General features: G+C 51.3%; 18 protein-coding genes. 2 read left to right on the forward strand and 16 right to left on the reverse strand.

Annotated elements, in window-relative coordinates:
• Positions 1-45: 45 nt before the first annotated feature.
• The 8 genes from fdx to trmJ form a co-directional block, all read right to left on the reverse strand.
• Positions 46-384: an ISC system 2Fe-2S type ferredoxin gene (gene fdx / locus CAG65_RS16475; protein WP_021705896.1), complete on the reverse strand. Its 339-nt coding sequence runs from the start codon at positions 382-384 to the stop codon at positions 46-48.
• A gap of 13 nt (positions 385-397) precedes the next feature.
• Positions 398-2,251 carry a Fe-S protein assembly chaperone HscA gene (gene hscA, locus CAG65_RS16480; RefSeq protein WP_161454327.1) on the reverse strand — a complete coding sequence of 618 codons (1,854 nt, stop codon included), beginning with the start codon at positions 2,249-2,251 and terminating at the stop codon, positions 398-400.
• A 36-nt stretch (positions 2,252-2,287) separates the two neighbouring features.
• Entirely contained in the window at positions 2,288-2,803 is a 516-nt protein-coding gene (gene hscB, locus CAG65_RS16485; protein WP_161454328.1) for a co-chaperone HscB, read from the reverse strand.
• Positions 2,804-2,855: 52 nt separating this feature from the next.
• Positions 2,856-3,179 carry an iron-sulfur cluster assembly protein IscA gene (iscA, locus tag CAG65_RS16490; RefSeq protein WP_021705899.1) on the reverse strand — a complete coding sequence of 108 codons (324 nt, stop codon included), beginning with the start codon at positions 3,177-3,179 and terminating at the stop codon, positions 2,856-2,858.
• A 69-nt stretch (positions 3,180-3,248) separates the two neighbouring features.
• On the reverse strand, positions 3,249-3,632 hold the full coding sequence (gene iscU, locus CAG65_RS16495) for a Fe-S cluster assembly scaffold IscU (protein ID WP_021705900.1): 384 nt from the start codon (positions 3,630-3,632) through the stop codon (positions 3,249-3,251).
• Between the two features lie 41 nt (positions 3,633-3,673).
• The gene (locus tag CAG65_RS16500; protein ID WP_021705901.1) at positions 3,674-4,888 is read right to left on the reverse strand and encodes an IscS subfamily cysteine desulfurase; all 1,215 of its coding nucleotides are present in this window, start codon (positions 4,886-4,888) and stop codon (positions 3,674-3,676) included.
• 27 nt (positions 4,889-4,915) lie between these two features.
• On the reverse strand, positions 4,916-5,422 hold the full coding sequence (iscR, locus tag CAG65_RS16505; protein WP_081693170.1) for a Fe-S cluster assembly transcriptional regulator IscR: 507 nt from the start codon (positions 5,420-5,422) through the stop codon (positions 4,916-4,918).
• A 112-nt stretch (positions 5,423-5,534) separates the two neighbouring features.
• Complete coding sequence (trmJ, locus tag CAG65_RS16510; protein WP_161454329.1) at positions 5,535-6,266, reverse strand: tRNA (cytosine(32)/uridine(32)-2'-O)-methyltransferase TrmJ; 732 nt, start codon at positions 6,264-6,266, stop codon at positions 5,535-5,537.
• 176 nt (positions 6,267-6,442) lie between these two features.
• On the opposite strand from trmJ, the gene suhB reads away from it, so the two are divergent.
• Positions 6,443-7,246: an inositol-1-monophosphatase gene (gene suhB, locus CAG65_RS16515; protein WP_021705904.1), complete on the forward strand. Its 804-nt coding sequence runs from the start codon at positions 6,443-6,445 to the stop codon at positions 7,244-7,246.
• Positions 7,247-7,322: 76 nt separating this feature from the next.
• Here the strand turns inward: suhB and CAG65_RS16520 are convergent, their stop codons facing one another.
• The 6 genes from CAG65_RS16520 to queA form a co-directional block, all read right to left on the reverse strand.
• On the reverse strand, positions 7,323-7,886 hold the full coding sequence (locus tag CAG65_RS16520) for a cysteine hydrolase family protein (protein WP_161454330.1): 564 nt from the start codon (positions 7,884-7,886) through the stop codon (positions 7,323-7,325).
• Positions 7,887-7,949: 63 nt separating this feature from the next.
• Positions 7,950-8,897 (reverse strand): protein translocase subunit SecF, encoded by a 948-nt coding sequence (secF, locus tag CAG65_RS16525; protein ID WP_161454331.1) that lies wholly within the window; start codon positions 8,895-8,897, stop codon positions 7,950-7,952.
• Between the two features lie 14 nt (positions 8,898-8,911).
• On the reverse strand, positions 8,912-10,768 hold the full coding sequence (secD, locus tag CAG65_RS16530) for a protein translocase subunit SecD (RefSeq protein ID WP_161454332.1): 1,857 nt from the start codon (positions 10,766-10,768) through the stop codon (positions 8,912-8,914).
• A gap of 21 nt (positions 10,769-10,789) precedes the next feature.
• Positions 10,790-11,119: a preprotein translocase subunit YajC gene (yajC, locus tag CAG65_RS16535; protein ID WP_021705908.1), complete on the reverse strand. Its 330-nt coding sequence runs from the start codon at positions 11,117-11,119 to the stop codon at positions 10,790-10,792.
• A 140-nt stretch (positions 11,120-11,259) separates the two neighbouring features.
• A complete protein-coding gene (gene tgt, locus CAG65_RS16540; RefSeq protein WP_161454333.1) occupies positions 11,260-12,390 on the reverse strand; it encodes a tRNA guanosine(34) transglycosylase Tgt in 1,131 nt (376 codons plus the stop codon).
• Positions 12,391-12,571: 181 nt separating this feature from the next.
• Positions 12,572-13,624, reverse strand: coding sequence for a tRNA preQ1(34) S-adenosylmethionine ribosyltransferase-isomerase QueA (gene queA / locus CAG65_RS16545; RefSeq protein WP_021705910.1), 1,053 nt, complete (start codon positions 13,622-13,624; stop codon positions 12,572-12,574).
• Positions 13,625-13,874: 250 nt separating this feature from the next.
• On the opposite strand from queA, the gene CAG65_RS16550 reads away from it, so the two are divergent.
• Positions 13,875-14,324 carry a CBS domain-containing protein gene (locus CAG65_RS16550; RefSeq protein ID WP_161454334.1) on the forward strand — a complete coding sequence of 150 codons (450 nt, stop codon included), beginning with the start codon at positions 13,875-13,877 and terminating at the stop codon, positions 14,322-14,324.
• A gap of 114 nt (positions 14,325-14,438) precedes the next feature.
• On the opposite strand, the gene aceA is transcribed toward CAG65_RS16550, so the two are convergent.
• Together aceA and aceB are read right to left on the reverse strand one after the other, a co-directional pair.
• Positions 14,439-15,749 (reverse strand): isocitrate lyase, encoded by a 1,311-nt coding sequence (gene aceA / locus CAG65_RS16555; RefSeq protein WP_161454335.1) that lies wholly within the window; start codon positions 15,747-15,749, stop codon positions 14,439-14,441.
• A 127-nt stretch (positions 15,750-15,876) separates the two neighbouring features.
• Positions 15,877-17,514, reverse strand: a complete 1,638-nt coding sequence (gene aceB, locus CAG65_RS16560; RefSeq protein ID WP_161454336.1) for a malate synthase A — start codon at positions 17,512-17,514, stop codon at positions 15,877-15,879.
• Between the last annotated feature and the right edge of the window lie 209 nt (positions 17,515-17,723).

Raw genomic sequence — 17,723 nt, forward strand, 5'->3', positions numbered from 1 at the left:
TGTCTTACTCACAGCGGTTACCCTGAGTATAACCGCCATGCATGATTAGTGATCTTCTTTCGCCAGGTTAATGGTGTAACGAGGGATCTCAACCACTAAGTCCTCATCGGCCACTTTCGCCTGACAGCCCAAACGGGATTCTGGTTCCAGCCCCCAGGCTTTATCCAGCATATCATCTTCCAGCTCATCACTTTCATCAAGCGAATCAAAGCCTTCACGGATAATCACGTGGCAAGTCGTACACGCGCACGACTTCTCACACGCGTGTTCGATCGCAATGCCGTTTTTCAACGCAACGTCCAATACCGTTTCGCCTTCGCTGGCTTCAAGTACCGCCCCTTCCGGGCAAAGATCCTGATGAGGGAGAACAACAATTTTTGGCATAGTTTTAATCTCTTTAAATATCGTCGACAGACTGACCGGCCAGTGCGGCACGGATTGATTTGTCCATTCGGCGAGAGGCAAAATCCTGGCTCGCTTTATCGGTGTCCTTGATGCCCTGCTCAATCGCTGCGACATCATCACCATTACGCCGTTCGATCAGCGATTCGATCGCGGTGACAAGCGCCTGACGCTCACTCTCACTGAGCAGCTCGTCGCCATCCGCTTGCATCGCTGCGATCAGGCCTTCAATTACCCGATCCGCTTCCACACGCTGTTCCGCCAACGCACGCGCTTGCATGTCTTCTTTTGCGTGCGTCATTGAGTCTTTCAGCATATTCGCCACTTCATCGTCACTCAGACCATACGAAGGCTTCACCTGAATCTCGGCCTGAATACCGGTGCTTTTCTCCATTGCGGTGACCGACAGCAAACCATCGGCGTCCACCTGATAGGTGACCCGAATGTGAGCAGCGCCTGCGGCCATAGGCGGAATGCCTTTCAGAGAGAAACGGGCTAACGAGCGGCAGTCATCCACCATTTCTCGCTCTCCCTGCACCACATGCACTGCCATCGCGGTCTGGCCATCTTTAAACGTGGTGAACTCCTGCGCACGCGCCACCGGAATCGTGGTGTTGCGCGGAATGATTTTCTCCACTAAACCGCCCATGGTTTCAATACCGAGAGACAGCGGAATCACATCCAGCAGTAGCATCTCAGAATCTGGCTTGTTTCCGGCCAGTACATCCGCTTGCAGGCCGGCGCCAATGGCAACCACTTCATCCGGATTAATGCTGGTCAGCGGGGTGCGATTGAAAAACTCCCCCACCATATCGCGGACCAGCGGCGTACGCGTCGACCCACCGACCATCACCACATCGTGGACTTCATCGGTGTCCACGTCCGCATCTTTCAGTGCGCGGCGGCATGACATCAGCGTTTTTTTCACCAGAGGGCGAATCAAATCATCAAATTCATCACGGCTCAGCGTACCTTGCCACCCCAGCACATCAAGCTCGGCGACGTCGCGGTCTGATAACGCAATTTTGGCCGCAGTGGCCGCATTGAGCAACGCGCGGTTGTCGCCAGCACTCAACGGCCCGTCAATGCCAATTTTGGCTTGCAGATGTTCAGCCACCAGATGGTCAAAATCATCGCCACCCAGCGCAGAGTCACCGCCCGTGGCCAGCACTTCAAATACCCCTTTCGACAGGCGAAGAATCGAAATATCGAATGTGCCGCCACCCAAATCATAGACCGCTATCACCCCTTCCTGACCGGAATCAAGGCCGTAGGCGATCGCCGCCGCCGTCGGCTCATTGAGCAAGCGCAAGACATGCAGACCCGCCAGACGGGCTGCGTCTTTCGTGCTGGCACGCTGTGCATCATCGAAATACGCAGGGACGGTAATCACAACCCCGGACAACTCGCCACCCAGAGTATGCTCGGCGCGTTGAGCCAGTGATTTCAGAATCTCAGCCGAGACCTGAACCGGATTTTTCGCGCCCTGTGCCGTTTGCAGTACCGGCAGGCCATTCTCACTTTCACTGAACTGATAAGGCAGTGTCGGATAACGTTGCTGGATGTCAGCCAGTGAACGGCCAATCAGGCGTTTTACAGAAATAATGGTATTTTGCGGATCTTGCTGCGCCTTATCTCGGGCGGCGTAACCCACTTGCGTGTCTTCTTCGGCATAATGCACAACAGACGGCAGAATGCTTCTGCCTTGCTCATCGGTCAGCGTTGCCGCACTGCCACTGCGTACGGACGCCACCAAAGAGTTTGTTGTCCCCAGATCGATCCCCGCTGCCAGCTTATGCTCGTGTGGCGCGCTACTCTGACCTGGCTCTGCAATTTGAAGTAATGCCATTATGGGTCCTTTTTCGGTTCCTTGTTGAAGCGCGGGTTAGCCCGCTAACTTGTCTTCAACCAGTTCAATCTCGTGTTTTAACTTGGCGACAAATTTGAGTTTGCGTACACGATCAGCGGCTTCATTCCACAACCCGCTATCCAGTTCGTGCTCGACTTCCGCCAGATGATGTCGGTACATTTTGCTGACCTTGCTGTCAAAGTCAAAAAGTCGATCCATCGCATCGCTGTCATCCGCCAGCGATTCCAACTCTTCGCGCAGTTCCATCTGCTCCATCAGGAACATGGGATCCTGCATCGTCTGCTGCTCACCGCGGATTTCTACCCCATTTTCAGCCAACAGGTACTCCGCACGCGAGAGCGGATTTTTCAGCACTTGGTAGGCGTCATTGATCTGCGCTGCTTTTTGCACGGCTAACAGGCGATCTCGCTCGGAAGCTGAGGCAAAGTTGTCTGGGTGGAATCGCTTTTGCAGTTCACGGAACTGAGAAGAAAGAAGGCTACCATCCAGCTGAAACTGACTTGGTAGCCCAAATAATTCAAAATGGTTCATAGCATTCGCTCAGGATAGTCAGTGCCGGGCCAGACGGCCCGACGGTTTTTGCTCAAACGTTGAAACTCTCACCACAACCGCATTCGCTTTTCGCATTCGGGTTGTTGAATTCAAAACCTTCGTTAAGGCCTTCTTTGACGTAATCCAGCTCGGTACCATCGAGGTAGACCATGCTTTTTGCATCAATGATGATTTTCACGCCGTTATGTTCAAAAACCTGATCTTCTTCATTCAGATCGTCAACAAACTCCAGCACATACGCCATACCTGAACACCCAGTCGTTTTCACGCCCAGACGCAAACCGATACCTTTGCCTCGATTTTCCAGGAATGTTCTCACGCGGGATGCTGCGTTTTCAGTCAGAGTGATGGCCATACTGCACCTTTATCGTTGTCTGTTAGGTCGAACGAATGGGGAGCAAAGGGCTCCCCATAATTTAAAGTCTTACTGTTGGTGTTTTTTCTTGTAATCTGCAACCGCGGCTTTGATCGCGTCTTCAGCCAGAATTGAACAGTGAACTTTCACCGGAGGCAGTTCCAGCTCTTCCGCGATTTCAGCGTTTTTGATTGCTGCCGCTTCGTCGATTGACTTGCCTTTCACCCACTCAGTAACCAGTGAACTTGAAGCGATTGCACTACCACAACCGTACGTTTTGAACTTCGCATCTTCGATAATGCCTTCTGGCGTTACCTTGATTTGCAGTTTCATTACGTCACCACAAGCTGGGGCACCGACCATACCGCTACCAATGCTTGGGTCTTCTTTGTCGAACGAACCTACGTTACGTGGGTTCTCGTAGTGATCAATTACTTTTTCGCTATATGCCATGATAAATTACCTCGAATCCTCTACTTCTGTCCTTGGAACGATTAGTGATGCGCCCATTCAACGGTGCTCAAATCGACTCCCTCTTTGTACATATCCCATAGAGGAGACATGTCACGCAGCTTGTTAACCGCTACGCGGATTTGTTCAATTGCGTAATCCACTTCTTCTTCGCTCGTGAAACGACCGAATGAGAAACGGATTGAGCTGTGAGCCAGCTCATCGTCCAGACCCAAAGCACGCAGTACGTACGACGGTTCCAAACTGGCTGATGTACAAGCACTGCCTGACGAGACCGCCAGGTCTTTCAGAGACATCAGCAGCGATTCACCTTCAACGAACGCAAAGCTGATGTTCAGGTTATTTGGCAGACGCTGCTCCAAATCACCATTGATTGTGACCGCTTCCAGATCTTTTACGCCATCCAGCAGACGGTTACGCAATGCCAGAGCGTGATCGTAATCTTTCTGCATGTCTTCTTTTGCAATGCGGAATGCTTCACCCATACCAACGATCTGGTGGGTTGCCAGTGTGCCTGAACGGAATCCACGTTCGTGGCCACCACCGTGCATCTGGGCTTCCAGACGGATACGTGGTTTACGGCGAACGTACAGGGCACCGATGCCTTTCGGGCCGTAAATCTTGTGCGCCGACAGAGAAATCAGGTCTACTTTCATTTCCTGAACATCGATCGGCAATTTACCCGCAGATTGCGCAGCATCGACATGGAAGACAATCTTACGCTCACGACACAGTTCACCAATCGCGGTGATGTCTTGAATCACACCGATTTCGTTGTTCACGTGCATGATTGACACCAGAACCGTGTCATCACGCATGGCTGCCTGCAGTTTGTTCAGGTCGATAAGACCATTTGACTCAGGCTCCAGGTACGTCACTTCGAAACCTTCACGTTCAAGCTGACGACATGGGTCAAGCACCGCTTTATGCTCTGTTTTACACGTGATGATGTGTTTGCCTTTCTTATTGTAGAAATGCGCCACACCTTTGATCGCCAAGTTGTCCGACTCCGTCGCACCAGAAGTGAAGACAATCTCACGCGGGTCCGCGTTCAGCAGGTCAGCAATCTGCTCACGAGCCGTGTCCACTGCTTCCTCTGCCTGCCAGCCATAACGGTGCGAACGTGACGCCGGGTTACCGAATGCGCCATCCATTGTCATGTACTGAACCATTTTTTCAGCAACGCGAGGATCGACCGGGCAGGTTGCTGAATAATCAAGATAAATAGGCAGTTTCATTCTTTACTCCAATGTAAAACATTGCCGCTATGAGCGAACATTCACACCGATGGGGGCGGTGTTTGATTTTTTCTGTGCGAACCCATTGTTGACCGACAGCTCAATATCCTGACGATCTGAAATTTCCAGGACTTCATTATCAATCATTAACTCACCCAGGGTGATGTTATTCAGGAAGTCGCTGATGCGTGAACTCAGATCACGCCAAAGTGTGTGAGTCAGACAGCGCGTACCGCCCTGACAATCACCTTTACCATTGCATTTGGTCGCGTCCACAGACTCATCCACCGCAGCAATCACAGTGCCGATGGAAATCGTCGTCGCTTCTGCGCCGAGGCGGTAACCACCGCCAGGACCACGCACGCTAGCCACCAGGCCTGCTTTGCGCAGTTTAGAAAACAGTTGCTCCAGATAAGAGAGCGAAATTCCCTGGCGTTCTGAAATATCCGCCAGTGGAACTGGGTTTTGTTGCGAATGCAGAGCCACATCTAACATGGCTGTTACCGCATATCTTCCTTTAGATGTAAGTCTCATATCACACCATATCCACTTTGTTTGTGTGGTATGAGTTTTTCATACCTGACTAAAATGGTCAAGTATTTATTTGAGTAAATTAGTCAGGTATTTAACCACTGAATAAAAATGGTTATTTCTTATTCATCAGACTTTTCTCTACCGCGGTTAAAACGCCACGTAAGATATTGATTTCTTGAGCCTCTGGTCTTGCTCGGCTAAACAGACGACGCAGTTTGTTCATCACCTGTCCTGGTTGCTGCTCAGAAATGAACTGGGTGTCCAGCATCACTTTTTCAAGGTGTTGGTAAAAACGTTCCAGCTCCTGATGGCGCGGATAGCCCTGTGCTTCTTGAGGCGGATACTGCTGTTGCTGGCGATTGAGATGTGCCATACGCACTTCGTAGCTCAAGGTTTGCACTGCCATGGCCAGATTGAGCGAACTGTACTCCGGGTTTGCCGGAATGCAAACATGATAATGGCAACGTTGCAGCTCTTCATTGGTCAGACCGGTTCGTTCACGGCCAAACACCAGTGCGACCGGGTGTTGCTCACCTTCCAGCGCAAAACGCTCACCGCATTCACGCGGCTCCAGCATCGGCCACTCCAGCGTTCGGGAACGGGCACTTGACCCCACCACCAGACCGCAATCTGCAACCGCTTCTTCCAGCGTTGAAACCACGGGCGCATTCAAAGCGATTTCACTCGCTCCAGCCGCCAGTGCCACCGCCTGAGCATCCACTTCACATTGAGGGTCAACCAAAACCATCTGGCTCAGTCCCATCACTTTCATTGCTCTGGCAGCAGAGCCGATATTACCTGAATGTGATGTGCCGACCAGCACGACTTTGACGTTATCTAACATGGATTTCATACCCCAAATGGAAAAGCCGCACGATATTAACACATACCTGAGTAAAATGGTCAGACCCTCGAACTTTGTGCAACTAAAAGTTCAAAAAATAACCACTTCCTTTTTGAAAAAACTTTGATATACTGCCGCCCGCTTTTTCGTTCTTTAACATCCGTTGGGAAACCCGTATGCATCCAATGCTAAATATCGCTATTCGCGCTGCGCGAAAAGCAGGCAACCATATTGCTAAATCTCTAGAAAACGCCGAAAAAATCGAATCAACACAAAAAGGCATTAACGACTTTGTTACGAACGTAGACAAAGAAGCGGAAGCTATTATCGTTAGCACTATCAAAGCGTCATATCCTGAGCACTCAATCATCGCTGAAGAAGGCGGTCTGATGGAAGGCAAAGACAACGACGTACAATGGATCATCGACCCACTGGATGGCACCACAAACTTTGTAAAAGGTTTGCCTCACTTCTCTGTATCTATCGCGGTTCGCATCAAAGGCAAAACTGAAGTTGCCTGTGTTTACGATCCTATGCTGAATGAACTGTTCACCGCACAACGTGGTTCAGGTGCTCAGCTGAACAACGCACGTATCCGTGTTAAGCAACTGAAAGATCTGCAAGGTACTGTTCTGGCAACGGGCTTTCCGTTCAAGCAGAAACAACACTCTGAATCTTACTTCAAGATCATGACGTCACTGTTCACCGACGTTGCCGATTTCCGTCGCACTGGTTCTGCCGCTCTGGATCTGTGTTACGTGGCAGCGAACCGTGTCGATGGTTACTTTGAGCTGGGCCTGAAACCTTGGGATATGGCTGCAGGTGAGCTGATCGCTCGTGAAGCGGGGGCCATCATCACCGATTTCGCCGGTGGTACTGATTACATGAAATCAGGCAATGTTGTCACCTCCAGCGCACGCGGTGTGAAAGGCATCCTGAAACACATCCGTGAAAACGGCAACGAAGCAATGATGAAATAATCGCGACTGTGTAATGCTAAGCCCGTCACGCTGATTACCAGTCTAAGCCCCTGCACCATAAGTGCCGGGGCTTTTTTTATACCGTCGGACTCTCCAACAGTCGAATCATCTCTGCGCTGTCACACACCTGGCCCAGACGAGGAAAAATTTTGTCACAGGCATGACGGTGGTTGTACGGGTCCAGATCCGCCATGGCATCACGGCACAATACGACATGATACCCAAGCTCAAACGCCTGCCTGGCCGTGGACTCCACCCCAATACTGGTCGCAATACCGCACACCACCACCTTCGTGATCCCACGCGCCTGCAACAGAGAATGCAACTCGGTATTAATAAACGCTCCCCAATTCCGTTTGGTGAGCAAAATATCCTCTTCTCGCCGCGGTAAAGCCTCAATGAGTTCCGCCCAGTCCGACGCAGGCTCAACACGGCTTGGTCCGACATCAGTGCGACCCGGTGCACTGCCAGCCACATTCACCAACACGACGGGGTGATCTGCCCTGTGAAAGGCCTGAATCAACGCAACGCTGTGCTCGACAGCACGTTTGGCGTCCTGAGCGGGCGGGAGCGGGACAATACCGTATTGTAAATCAATCACAATCAGCGCGCAGTGGCGATCAAGCGTAGTAATAGGCATAGAGCCCTCCTTAAGCGTCAGACATAAAAAAAGCTACTGACTGGCAGTAGCTTTTTGGGATGTTTATGGCATTTCGTCGAATTCGGCGCCTTCTTTTTCCACCTGAGGTGGCATCAAATGCTCTTTGGTGATGCCCAGTCGCAAAGCCAAAGCTGACGCGACATAGATGGAAGAATACGTACCGACCGTGATGCCCAGCAACAAGGCAGTGGCAAAGCCGTGGATCAACGCCCCGCCCTGAGTAAACAGCGCAATCACCACAAACAAGGTAGTCCCCGAGGTGATCAACGTTCGGCTCAGTGTCTGAGTAATCGAACTGTTCATGATCTCGGCGGGCTCGCCCTTGCGCATCTTGCGGAAGTTCTCGCGGATACGGTCAAAGACCACGATGGTATCGTTGAGTGAGTACCCCACCACAGTCAGCAATGCAGCCACGATCGTCAGATCCACTTCGATTTCCATCAGCGAGAAGACGCCCAAGGTAATGATCACATCGTGCGCCAAGGCCAGTACCGCACCGGCAGCCAAACGCCATTCGAAACGCATTGAGACGTAGATCAGGATACAGATCAGAGAGACCAGGATCGCCAGGCCACCGGCTTCGGTCAGTTCATCACCGACGTTCGGACCGACGAACTCAATCCGACGCATTTCCACGCTTTTGCCCGTGCCGTCTTTGATTGCAGACAGAATCTGGTTACCCAGCGTTTCACCGGCAACATCTTCACGCGGACGCAAACGCACCATGACTTCACGTGCCGAACCGAAGTTCTGTACGGTAGCGTCACCAAACCCTTGCGCTTCCAGCGAGGTACGGATCTCTTCCAGATTGGCCGGCTGTTCAAAACCGACTTCAATCAGCGTACCACCCGTAAAGTCCAGGCCCCAGTTGAGCCACTTGGTGGATAAAGTGAAAATAGACGCGCCAATCATCAACAAAGAGAAGATGAAGGCGAATTTCGACCAACGCATAAAGTCGATCGCTTTTCCTGCTTTCAGAATTTGAAACATAACTCTTCTCAGCCTCAGATCGACAGTTTCTTCACACGCTTACCGCCGTAAATCAGGTTCACGACACAACGTGTACCAATGATGGCAGTAAACATAGAGGTCAGGATACCGATGGACAGTGTCACAGCGAAACCTTTGATCGCGCCGGTACCCACTGCAAACAGGATGATGGCGGTAATCAGTGTGGTGATGTTCGCATCGGCAATGGTACTGAACGCATTAGCATAGCCCTGATGGATCGCTTGTTGCGGATTACGTCCATCCCGCAGTTCTTCCCGAATACGCTCGAAGATCAGCACGTTCGCATCCACCGCCATACCGACGGTCAGAACGATACCGGCAATCCCCGGCAGGGTCATCGTCGCGCCCGGAATCATCGACATCACACCGATAATCAGTACCAGGTTAGCCATCAGCGCGAGGTTCGCAATCAGGCCGAATCCACGGTAGTACAACAGGGTAAACAACATCACAGCGACCATACCCCAGATACACGCCTGAATACCCATATCGATGTTCTGCTGACCCATAGACGGACCAATGGTACGCTCTTCCACGATTGAGATTGGCGCAATCAGTGCCCCGGCACGCAGTAACAGCGCCAGGTTGTGCGCTTCTGCCGCAGAGTCGATACCGGTAATGCGGAAGTTACGCCCCAGTGCTGACTGAATGGTCGCCTGGTTAATCACTTCTTCGTGCTTAGACAGAATCACTTTGCCTTCTGGCGTTTTGCGACCACTGTCTTTGTATTCTGCGAAGACCGTCGCCATCAGCTTGCCGATGTTCTTCTTCGAGAATGCCGCCATTTTGTTACCACCTTCGCTGTCGAGCGAGATGTTCACCTGAGGGCGACCGTATTCATCCGTACTTGAACTGGCATCCGTGATACTGGCTCCGCTCAGAATCACCCGCTTTTTCAGTACCGCAGGGCGACCGTCACGGTCGTATTTGATTTCACTGCCGGCAGGCACACGACCGGCCGCCGCTGCGGCCAGATCGGCTTTGTCATCGACTTCACGGAATTCCAGTGTCGCAGTGGCGCCCAGGATCTCTTTGGCGCGAGCGGTGTCCTGAACACCAGGCAGCTCCACCACAATACGGCTGGCGCCCTGACGCTGAACCAGAGGTTCTGCCACACCCAGTTCATTCACACGGTTACGCAAAATGGTGATGTTCTGCTCAACCGCATAGTTGCGGATCTCTTGCAGACGCGGCTCCGTAAACGTCGCAATCAGCGCAAAGCGGCTGTTTGAGCCGTTTTCGCTGAACGTCATGTCCGGGTGTTTGGAGGTCAGTAAGCGTTTCGCCTGATCCAGTTGCTCTTCATTGCGCAGGACGACTTCCACTGCCTGTTTGCCGGAAGGACGAATCGCACGATAACGGATCTTTTCGTCACGCAGCTCACTACGGAACGCTTCTTCTTGCTGGCTGACCAGCTTTTCCATCGCCGCGTCCATGTCCACTTCCATCAGGAAATGTACACCACCACGCAGGTCAAGACCGAGCTTCATTGGCGCTGCGCCAATTGCTTCCAGCCAATGTGGGGTTGACGGAGCCAGGTTGAGCGCAACAATTTTATCTTCCCCCAACGCTTCACTGATCACGTCACGAGCACTGATTTGGGTGTCAGTATCGTTGAATCGAATCAGGATGGAACCGTTTTCAAGCGCGGCGGATTTGTAGGAAAGGGTGTCTTTTTTCAGAGTGTCGGTAACAGCATCCAGCGTCGACATATCAACAGAGGCGCCACGCGCCCCTGTTACTTGAATAGCTGGATCTTCACCGTATATGTTCGGAAGTGCATACAGCGCTGCGACACAGATGGCCATCAGCACCATCAGGTACTTCCATAACGGGTAACGATTTAGCACAGCGAGGATCCTCAGGCTGTTTTATAGAGATTTAAGCGTACCTTTTGGCAGTACAGCAGTAACGAAATCTTTCTTGATCACAACTTCATTGTTGGCATTCAGCTCAATTGAGATGTAATCCGTTTCTTCCGAAATCTTAGTGATCTTACCCACCAAGCCACCGCTGGTCAGCACTTCATCACCTTTTGCCATTGCAGCCATCAGGTTCTTGTGCTCTTTAACACGCTTCGCTTGCGGACGATAAATCATGAAGTAGAAGATAACGGCAAACATGCCCAGCATGATGAGCATTTCAAAACCGCCGCCCTGTGAAGCGCCTTCTGCTGCTGCGTAAGCTTTATTGATAAACATCGAGTAATGTCCTCTGTTATTTTTTATTGATAATCCAACAAGTTGAGCTTTAGCACCCGAGTTTCAACTGTCAAAGAGTGTATTAGAGATCACCCTCTCAAAAATCGAGCGCTATTGCTTATATTTTGTCACTCGCTGAGTTATTTGCTCAGCGGCGGAACCTCGCGGTTTCGGCGAGCGTAAAACTCTTCCACAAACTGGTCAAAGCGATCTTCATCAATCGCTTTACGAATACTTTCCATCAAACGCTGGTAGTAACGCAGGTTATGAATGGTGTTCAGACGCGCACCCAGAATTTCGTTGCAACGATCCAAATGGTGCAGGTATGACTTCGAGTAATTCTGGCAAGTGTAACAGTCACATTGCGGATCAAGTGGAGAAGTATCCGTTTTGTGTTTCGCATTACGGATCTTGATCACACCCCCCGTCACAAACAGGTGTCCGTTACGTGCATTACGCGTTGGCATCACACAGTCGAACATGTCGATACCGCGACGCACACCTTCTACTAAATCTTCCGGTTTGCCAACTCCCATTAAGTAACGAGGTTTGTCTTCCGGTAGCTGCGGACAAGTGTGTTCCAGAATTCGGTGCATGTCTTCTTTCGGTTCACCGACCGCCAGCCCTCCGACCGCGTAACCATCAAAGCCGATCTCGGTCAGCCCTTTGACTGACACGTCACGCAGATCTTCATACACACCACCCTGTACGATACCAAACAGATTGTTCAGGTTGTCCAGTTTGTCAAAGTGGTCGCGAGAACGTTGCGCCCAGCGCAGTGACATTTCCATCGACGTCTTCGCTTCTGCGTGTGTCGCTGGGTATGGGGTACATTCGTCAAAGATCATAACGATGTCTGAGCCCAGGTCTTTCTGGATTTCCATCGACTTTTCTGCGTCCATGAAAATCTTGTCACCGTTCACCGGGTTACGAAAGTGCACCCCTTCTTCGGTGATTTTGCGGATGTCACCCAGGCTGAATACCTGGAAACCGCCTGAATCGGTCAGGATCGGACCATGCCAGTTCATAAAGTCATGCAGGTCGCCGTGCATTTTCATCACTTCCTGACCCGGACGCAGCCACAAGTGGAATGTGTTGCCCAGCAAGATTTCAGCGCCGGTGCCTTTGACTTCTTCCGGCGTCATCCCTTTTACCGTGCCATAGGTGCCCACTGGCATGAATGCCGGGGTTTGCACCGTACCGCGTTCAAAGGTCAACTGACCACGACGGGCGTTACCATTTTTCTTTTTTAGATCAAACGTTAATTTCACGAAGCCTCCAATGTCAGAGAAACAGTCTGACGGTTATTTCAGAGCCCTGTCGGGCTCAATGAGGAGCGGTCGCGTATTCCCTGCGAGAGAGCAGAATTGGCCCTGCTCTCCTAGCTTACTGCTAGCACTCGTAAATTCTTCCTATCCGGATACCTTACCGGACAGGCTGGTTGATTTTCGCCTAAGCGGTTTTCTTTTTGATGAACATGGAATCACCATAAGAGAAGAAGCGGTACTGATTGGCGACCGCGTGTTGATACGCCTTCATAGTGTTCTCGTAGCCGGCAAACGCACTGACCAGCATGATCAAAGTTGACTCTGGCAAGTGGAAATTGGTGATAAGGCAGTCCACCAGTTGGTATTCGTATCCCGGGAAAATAAAGATTTCGGTGTCACCAAAAAACGGCACCAACGGTGTGCCTTTTTTCAGTGCATCCTGCGCAGCGCTCTCCAGTGAACGCACAGAGGTGGTGCCAACGGCAATAATCCGGCCACCGCGCGCTTTGGTCGCCTGAATTGCATCCACCACGTCTTGCGGCACTTCTACGTATTCAGCATGCATGTGGTGTTCATGGACATTGTCCACTTTGACCGGCTGGAATGTACCCGCGCCAACATGCAGAGTTACATAAGCAAACTCCACCCCTTTGGCTTTCATTTTCTCCAGCAACACTTCGTCGAAGTGCAGACCGGCGGTCGGGGCCGCCACCGCGCCCGGTTTCTGGTTATATACGGTCTGGTAACGCTCTTTGTCCGCTTCTTCGTCAGGACGGTCGATGTACGGAGGCAATGGCATGTGGCCAATCTGCTCCAGAATCTCCAACACGGTTTTCTCTGAGTTAAATTCGAGCTCAAACAGTGCGTCATGACGTGCAACCATCTGTGCGCGGTACTCATCTTGTTCACCAACAAAAATCGTCGTTCCTGGTTTTGGCGATTTCGAACAACGTACATGTGCCAGAATGCGCTTATCATCCAGCATGCGCTCAACCAGCACTTCCAGTTTGCCACCCGATTCCTTGCGGCCAAACATACGTGCCGGGATCACACGAGTGTTGTTAAACACCACCAGATCTCCGGGCTGTACCTGGTAAAGTACATCAGTAAACGTACCATCGGTCAGCTCGCCGCTGTTGCCATCTAATTGCAACAGACGGCTGGCAGTACGCTCAGGCTGAGGGTAACGGGCGATGAGTTCATCAGGCAGGTCAAAATGGAAATCGGATACTTGCATGTTAATAAGGTCTTATCAGGTGATTAAACGGTCTTTTGACGAGTTTTTTCGCAGCCGACTAGTATAGGCGTACCCGAGGCAATAGCAAGGAGAGAGTTTGTTTCGAAACTTAAATCTCAGCTCGATTTGACCCGGCACAATTTGCCTTACAATTTTTAGGGATAGCAAAACAAAAACCGAAGCAGCTCTCATTCCGCCGGCCCAAAAACAACTATATTAAATGCATATTCACGAGAAGCAGGAGGCCACTATGATCAAGGTCGAAGATATGATGACTCGCAACCCGCATACGTTGCTGCGCTCTCATTCCCTTGCTGATGCCAAGCACATGATGGAAGCGCTGGATATTCGCCATATTCCGGTGGTGGACACTGAACGCCGCTTACAGGGCATTATTACTCAACGCGATATTCTGGCCGCACAAGATTCCAGCCTGCAGCAGGTATCGGATGAAAATTCGTACACCATGAACACCCCGCTGGTCGATGTGATGCACACCAGCATCATGACCGTCAGCCCGAAAGCGGGGCTCAAACAGAGTGCAATCTACATGCAAAAACACAAAGTCGGCTGTCTGCCTGTGGTCGATCAAGACGAGCTGGTCGGCATTATCACCGACAGTGACTTTGTGGCCATCGCCATCAACCTGCTGGAACTGCAAGAAGATAGTGAACCGGAAGAGATACAAGCGTTCGACTGAGATCCCCCCAGACAGCCCCGCTTCTCTCCGTTGTCGCCGATTCACTTGCCCCCAGAACCAGATAAAAAAAGAGCGGCCGAAGCCGCTCAAACACCACGTTAAGGTTGTTAGTGATTAGAATTGATCTTCTTCGGTAGAGCCAGTCAGGGCTGTAACGGATGAATTTCCGCCCTGAATGGTGTTGGTCATCCTGTCAAAGTAACCCGTGCCCACTTCTTGCTGGTGCGCGACGAAGGTATAGCCTTTCTCTGCCGCCTGGAACTCTGGACGCTGAACTTTTTCAACGTAATGACGCATGCCTTCACCCTGCGCATACGCATGTGCCAGTTCAAACATGTTGAACCACATGTTATGAATGCCTGCGAGCGTGATGAACTGGTATTTGTAACCCATGTCTGAAAGCGCTTGCTGGAATTTGGCAATCGTTTCAGCATCCAGGTTTTTCTCCCAGTTGAACGAAGGCGAGCAGTTGTAAGCCAACAGCTGATCCGGGTACTCAGCATGAATGGCTTCGGCGAACTTACGCGCCTCTTCCAAACACGGAGTGGCGGTTTCACACCAGATCAAATCAGCGTAAGGCGCATAAGCCAGGCCACGTGATATCGCCTGATCGATACCAGCGCGCACTCGGTAGAAACCTTCCTGTGTCCGCTCTCCTTGAATGAAATCCTTATCGTAAGGATCACAATCCGACGTCAACAGGTCGGCTGCATTGGCATCGGTGCGTGCAATAACCAGTGTGGTCGTGCCTGCAACGTCGGCCGCCAGACGCGCTGCTACCAGCTTTTGTACCGCTTCCTGAGTCGGAACCAACACTTTACCGCCCATGTGGCCACACTTCTTCACTGACGCCAACTGGTCTTCAAAGTGCACACCTGCCGCCCCGGCTTCGATCATCGACTTCATCAGTTCGTACGCGTTCAGTACGCCACCAAAGCCAGCTTCCGCATCGGCGACAATAGGCAGGAAGTAATCAATACCACCTTCCTCATCCGGAGACTTGCCACCAGCCCACTGAATCTGGTCGGCGCGACGGAAGGAGTTATTGATGCGTTTTACGACTGAAGGGACGGAATCCACCGGGTAGAGTGACTGATCCGGATACATCGTGGAGGCGGTATTGTTGTCCGCCGCCACCTGCCAGCCCGACAGATAGATGGCTTCAATCCCCGCTTTCGCCTGCTGGACAGCCTGCCCGCCGGTCAGTGCACCAAGACAGTTCACATAACCTTTTTTGGCACTGCCGTTGACCAGAGACCACAGCTTGTCAGCACCACGCTGGGCAATGGTATTGGCGGGCACCATAGAGCCACGCAGTTCGACCACTTCTTCCGCGCTGTACGGACGTTTTACGTTATTCCAGCGTGGATTGGTTGCCCAGTCTTTTTCCAGAGCTTCAATTTGTTGGCGGCGAGTTAATGTCATGTTCAGTCCCTCTTATATTGATGCGCAAGCGCATGGTCATCCTTTTCGCGAGCAGTACATCCCTCTCTGCCCTTGAAAACAGTTCACGTTATTGATTGTTATCGTTATCGGTTGAGTCACTCAGTGTTCAGTCCAGGTAGTCGTATCCGGGAATCGTCAGGAAGTTACTCAGCTCATCACTGGTGGTCAGTCGGCTCATCAGTTGCGCCGCTTCGGCAAAACGTCCATTGTCAAAACGTTCTGCGCCAAGTTCTTGTTTTACTACTTCAATTTCTTCAGTCAGGTATTGCTCAAACAGGGCTTTGGTCACCACTTGCCCGTTGTCCAGTTCCTTACCATGTTTGATCCATTGCCAAATCGACGCTCTTGAAATTTCTGCGGTGGCCGCATCTTCCATCATCCCGTAGATAGGCACACATCCGTTGCCGGAGATCCAGGCTTCAATGTATTGCAATGCCACGCGAATGTTGTGGCGCATGCCGGCTTCACTGCGTGGCCCTTCACACGGAGCGAGTAACTGCTGCGCGCTCACAGGCTCATCTGTATCACGGCTAACCTCCAACTGATTGCTGCGCCCGCCTAAGGCGTGATCGAAGACCGCCATCGCAGTGTCCGCCAAGCCCGGGTGTGCAACCCAAGTACCGTCGTGGCCATTGTCCGCTTCAAGCTGCTTATCGTGACGGATCTTATCCAGAACCTGCTGATTGACCTGAGGATCTTTCGCTGGAATAAAAGCGGCCATACCGCCCATCGCAAACGCACCACGGCGATGACAAGTGCGCACCAGCAAACGGGAATAGGCATTGAGAAACGGTTTATCCATGGTGACCACCTGACGGTCCGGCAGTACCCGATCCGGATGGTTCTTTAACGTTTTGATGTAGCTGAAAATGTAATCCCAACGACCACAGTTCAATCCGACGATGTGCTCTTTGAGCGAAAACAGGATTTCATCCATCTCAAACACCGCAGGCAATGTCTCAATCAGCACGGTGGCTTTGATGGTGCCGGTATCCAGGCCAAAATAGTCTTCGGTAAAATGAAACACCTCACTCCACCATTTCGCTTCGTGATGAGACTGAAGCTTAGGCAGGTAGAAGTACGGACCGCTGCCTTTTGCCAACAGCGCTCGGTAATTGTTGAAGAAGTACAGTGCGAAATCGAACAGCGCGCCGGGAATGATCTGTCCGGCAAACGTGACGTGTTTCTCTTTGAGGTGCAGACCCCGAACCCGGCAGATCAAGACCGCGGGATCCTCGCTCAGTTGATACTGCTTGCCATTATCCGGATTGGTGTAGCTGATGGTACCGTCCACGGCATCTCGCAAGTTGATCTGACCATCCAGCATCTTGTCCCAGGCAGGTGCCATGGAGTCTTCAAAATCTGCCATGAAAACTTTGACGTTGGCATTGAGCGCATTGATCACCATTTTTCTCTCGGTCGGACCGGTGATCTCCACCCTGCGATCCTGCAGATCCGCAGGGATACCAAGGATTTTCCAGCTTCCCTCGCGAATATCTTGAGTGTCGCTGAGGAAATCGGGCAACTCCCCTTGGTCGATGTGCAACTGACGCTGTTCACGCGCCTCAAGCAGCTCATCAACCCGGGAAGCAAACTTGCTACACAATTGAGATAAAAAAGTTTGGGCTTCGACAGGGAAAATAGCCTGATGTTGTGGCGAAAGTGTCGCCACAACATCAAGCATGCCTAGGGTATCTTGGGCTTCGGCGTGACTCGGCATTTTCTCTGGTGTGTTTGCAAGCATATTCGTATTCCTTCACTAGACCTGACTACATTTGTAAATTTAGAACCACAAATCACATCACTTCATGGGTCGGTAAATTGCATCATCTTTTGTTTTTAACAGTGACACTTTCACTTACTGCCTCTCGCTTTTCAAGCTAGACATAAGTCTTACCGAGCCTTTATTTAACTTATACCAACATGCGTTAGAGTAAAAGTACTAAAGTAAAC

The organism is Vibrio sp. V39_P1S14PM300 (genome assembly GCF_009904765.1).
GTDB lineage: Bacteria > Pseudomonadota > Gammaproteobacteria > Enterobacterales > Vibrionaceae > Vibrio > Vibrio proteolyticus.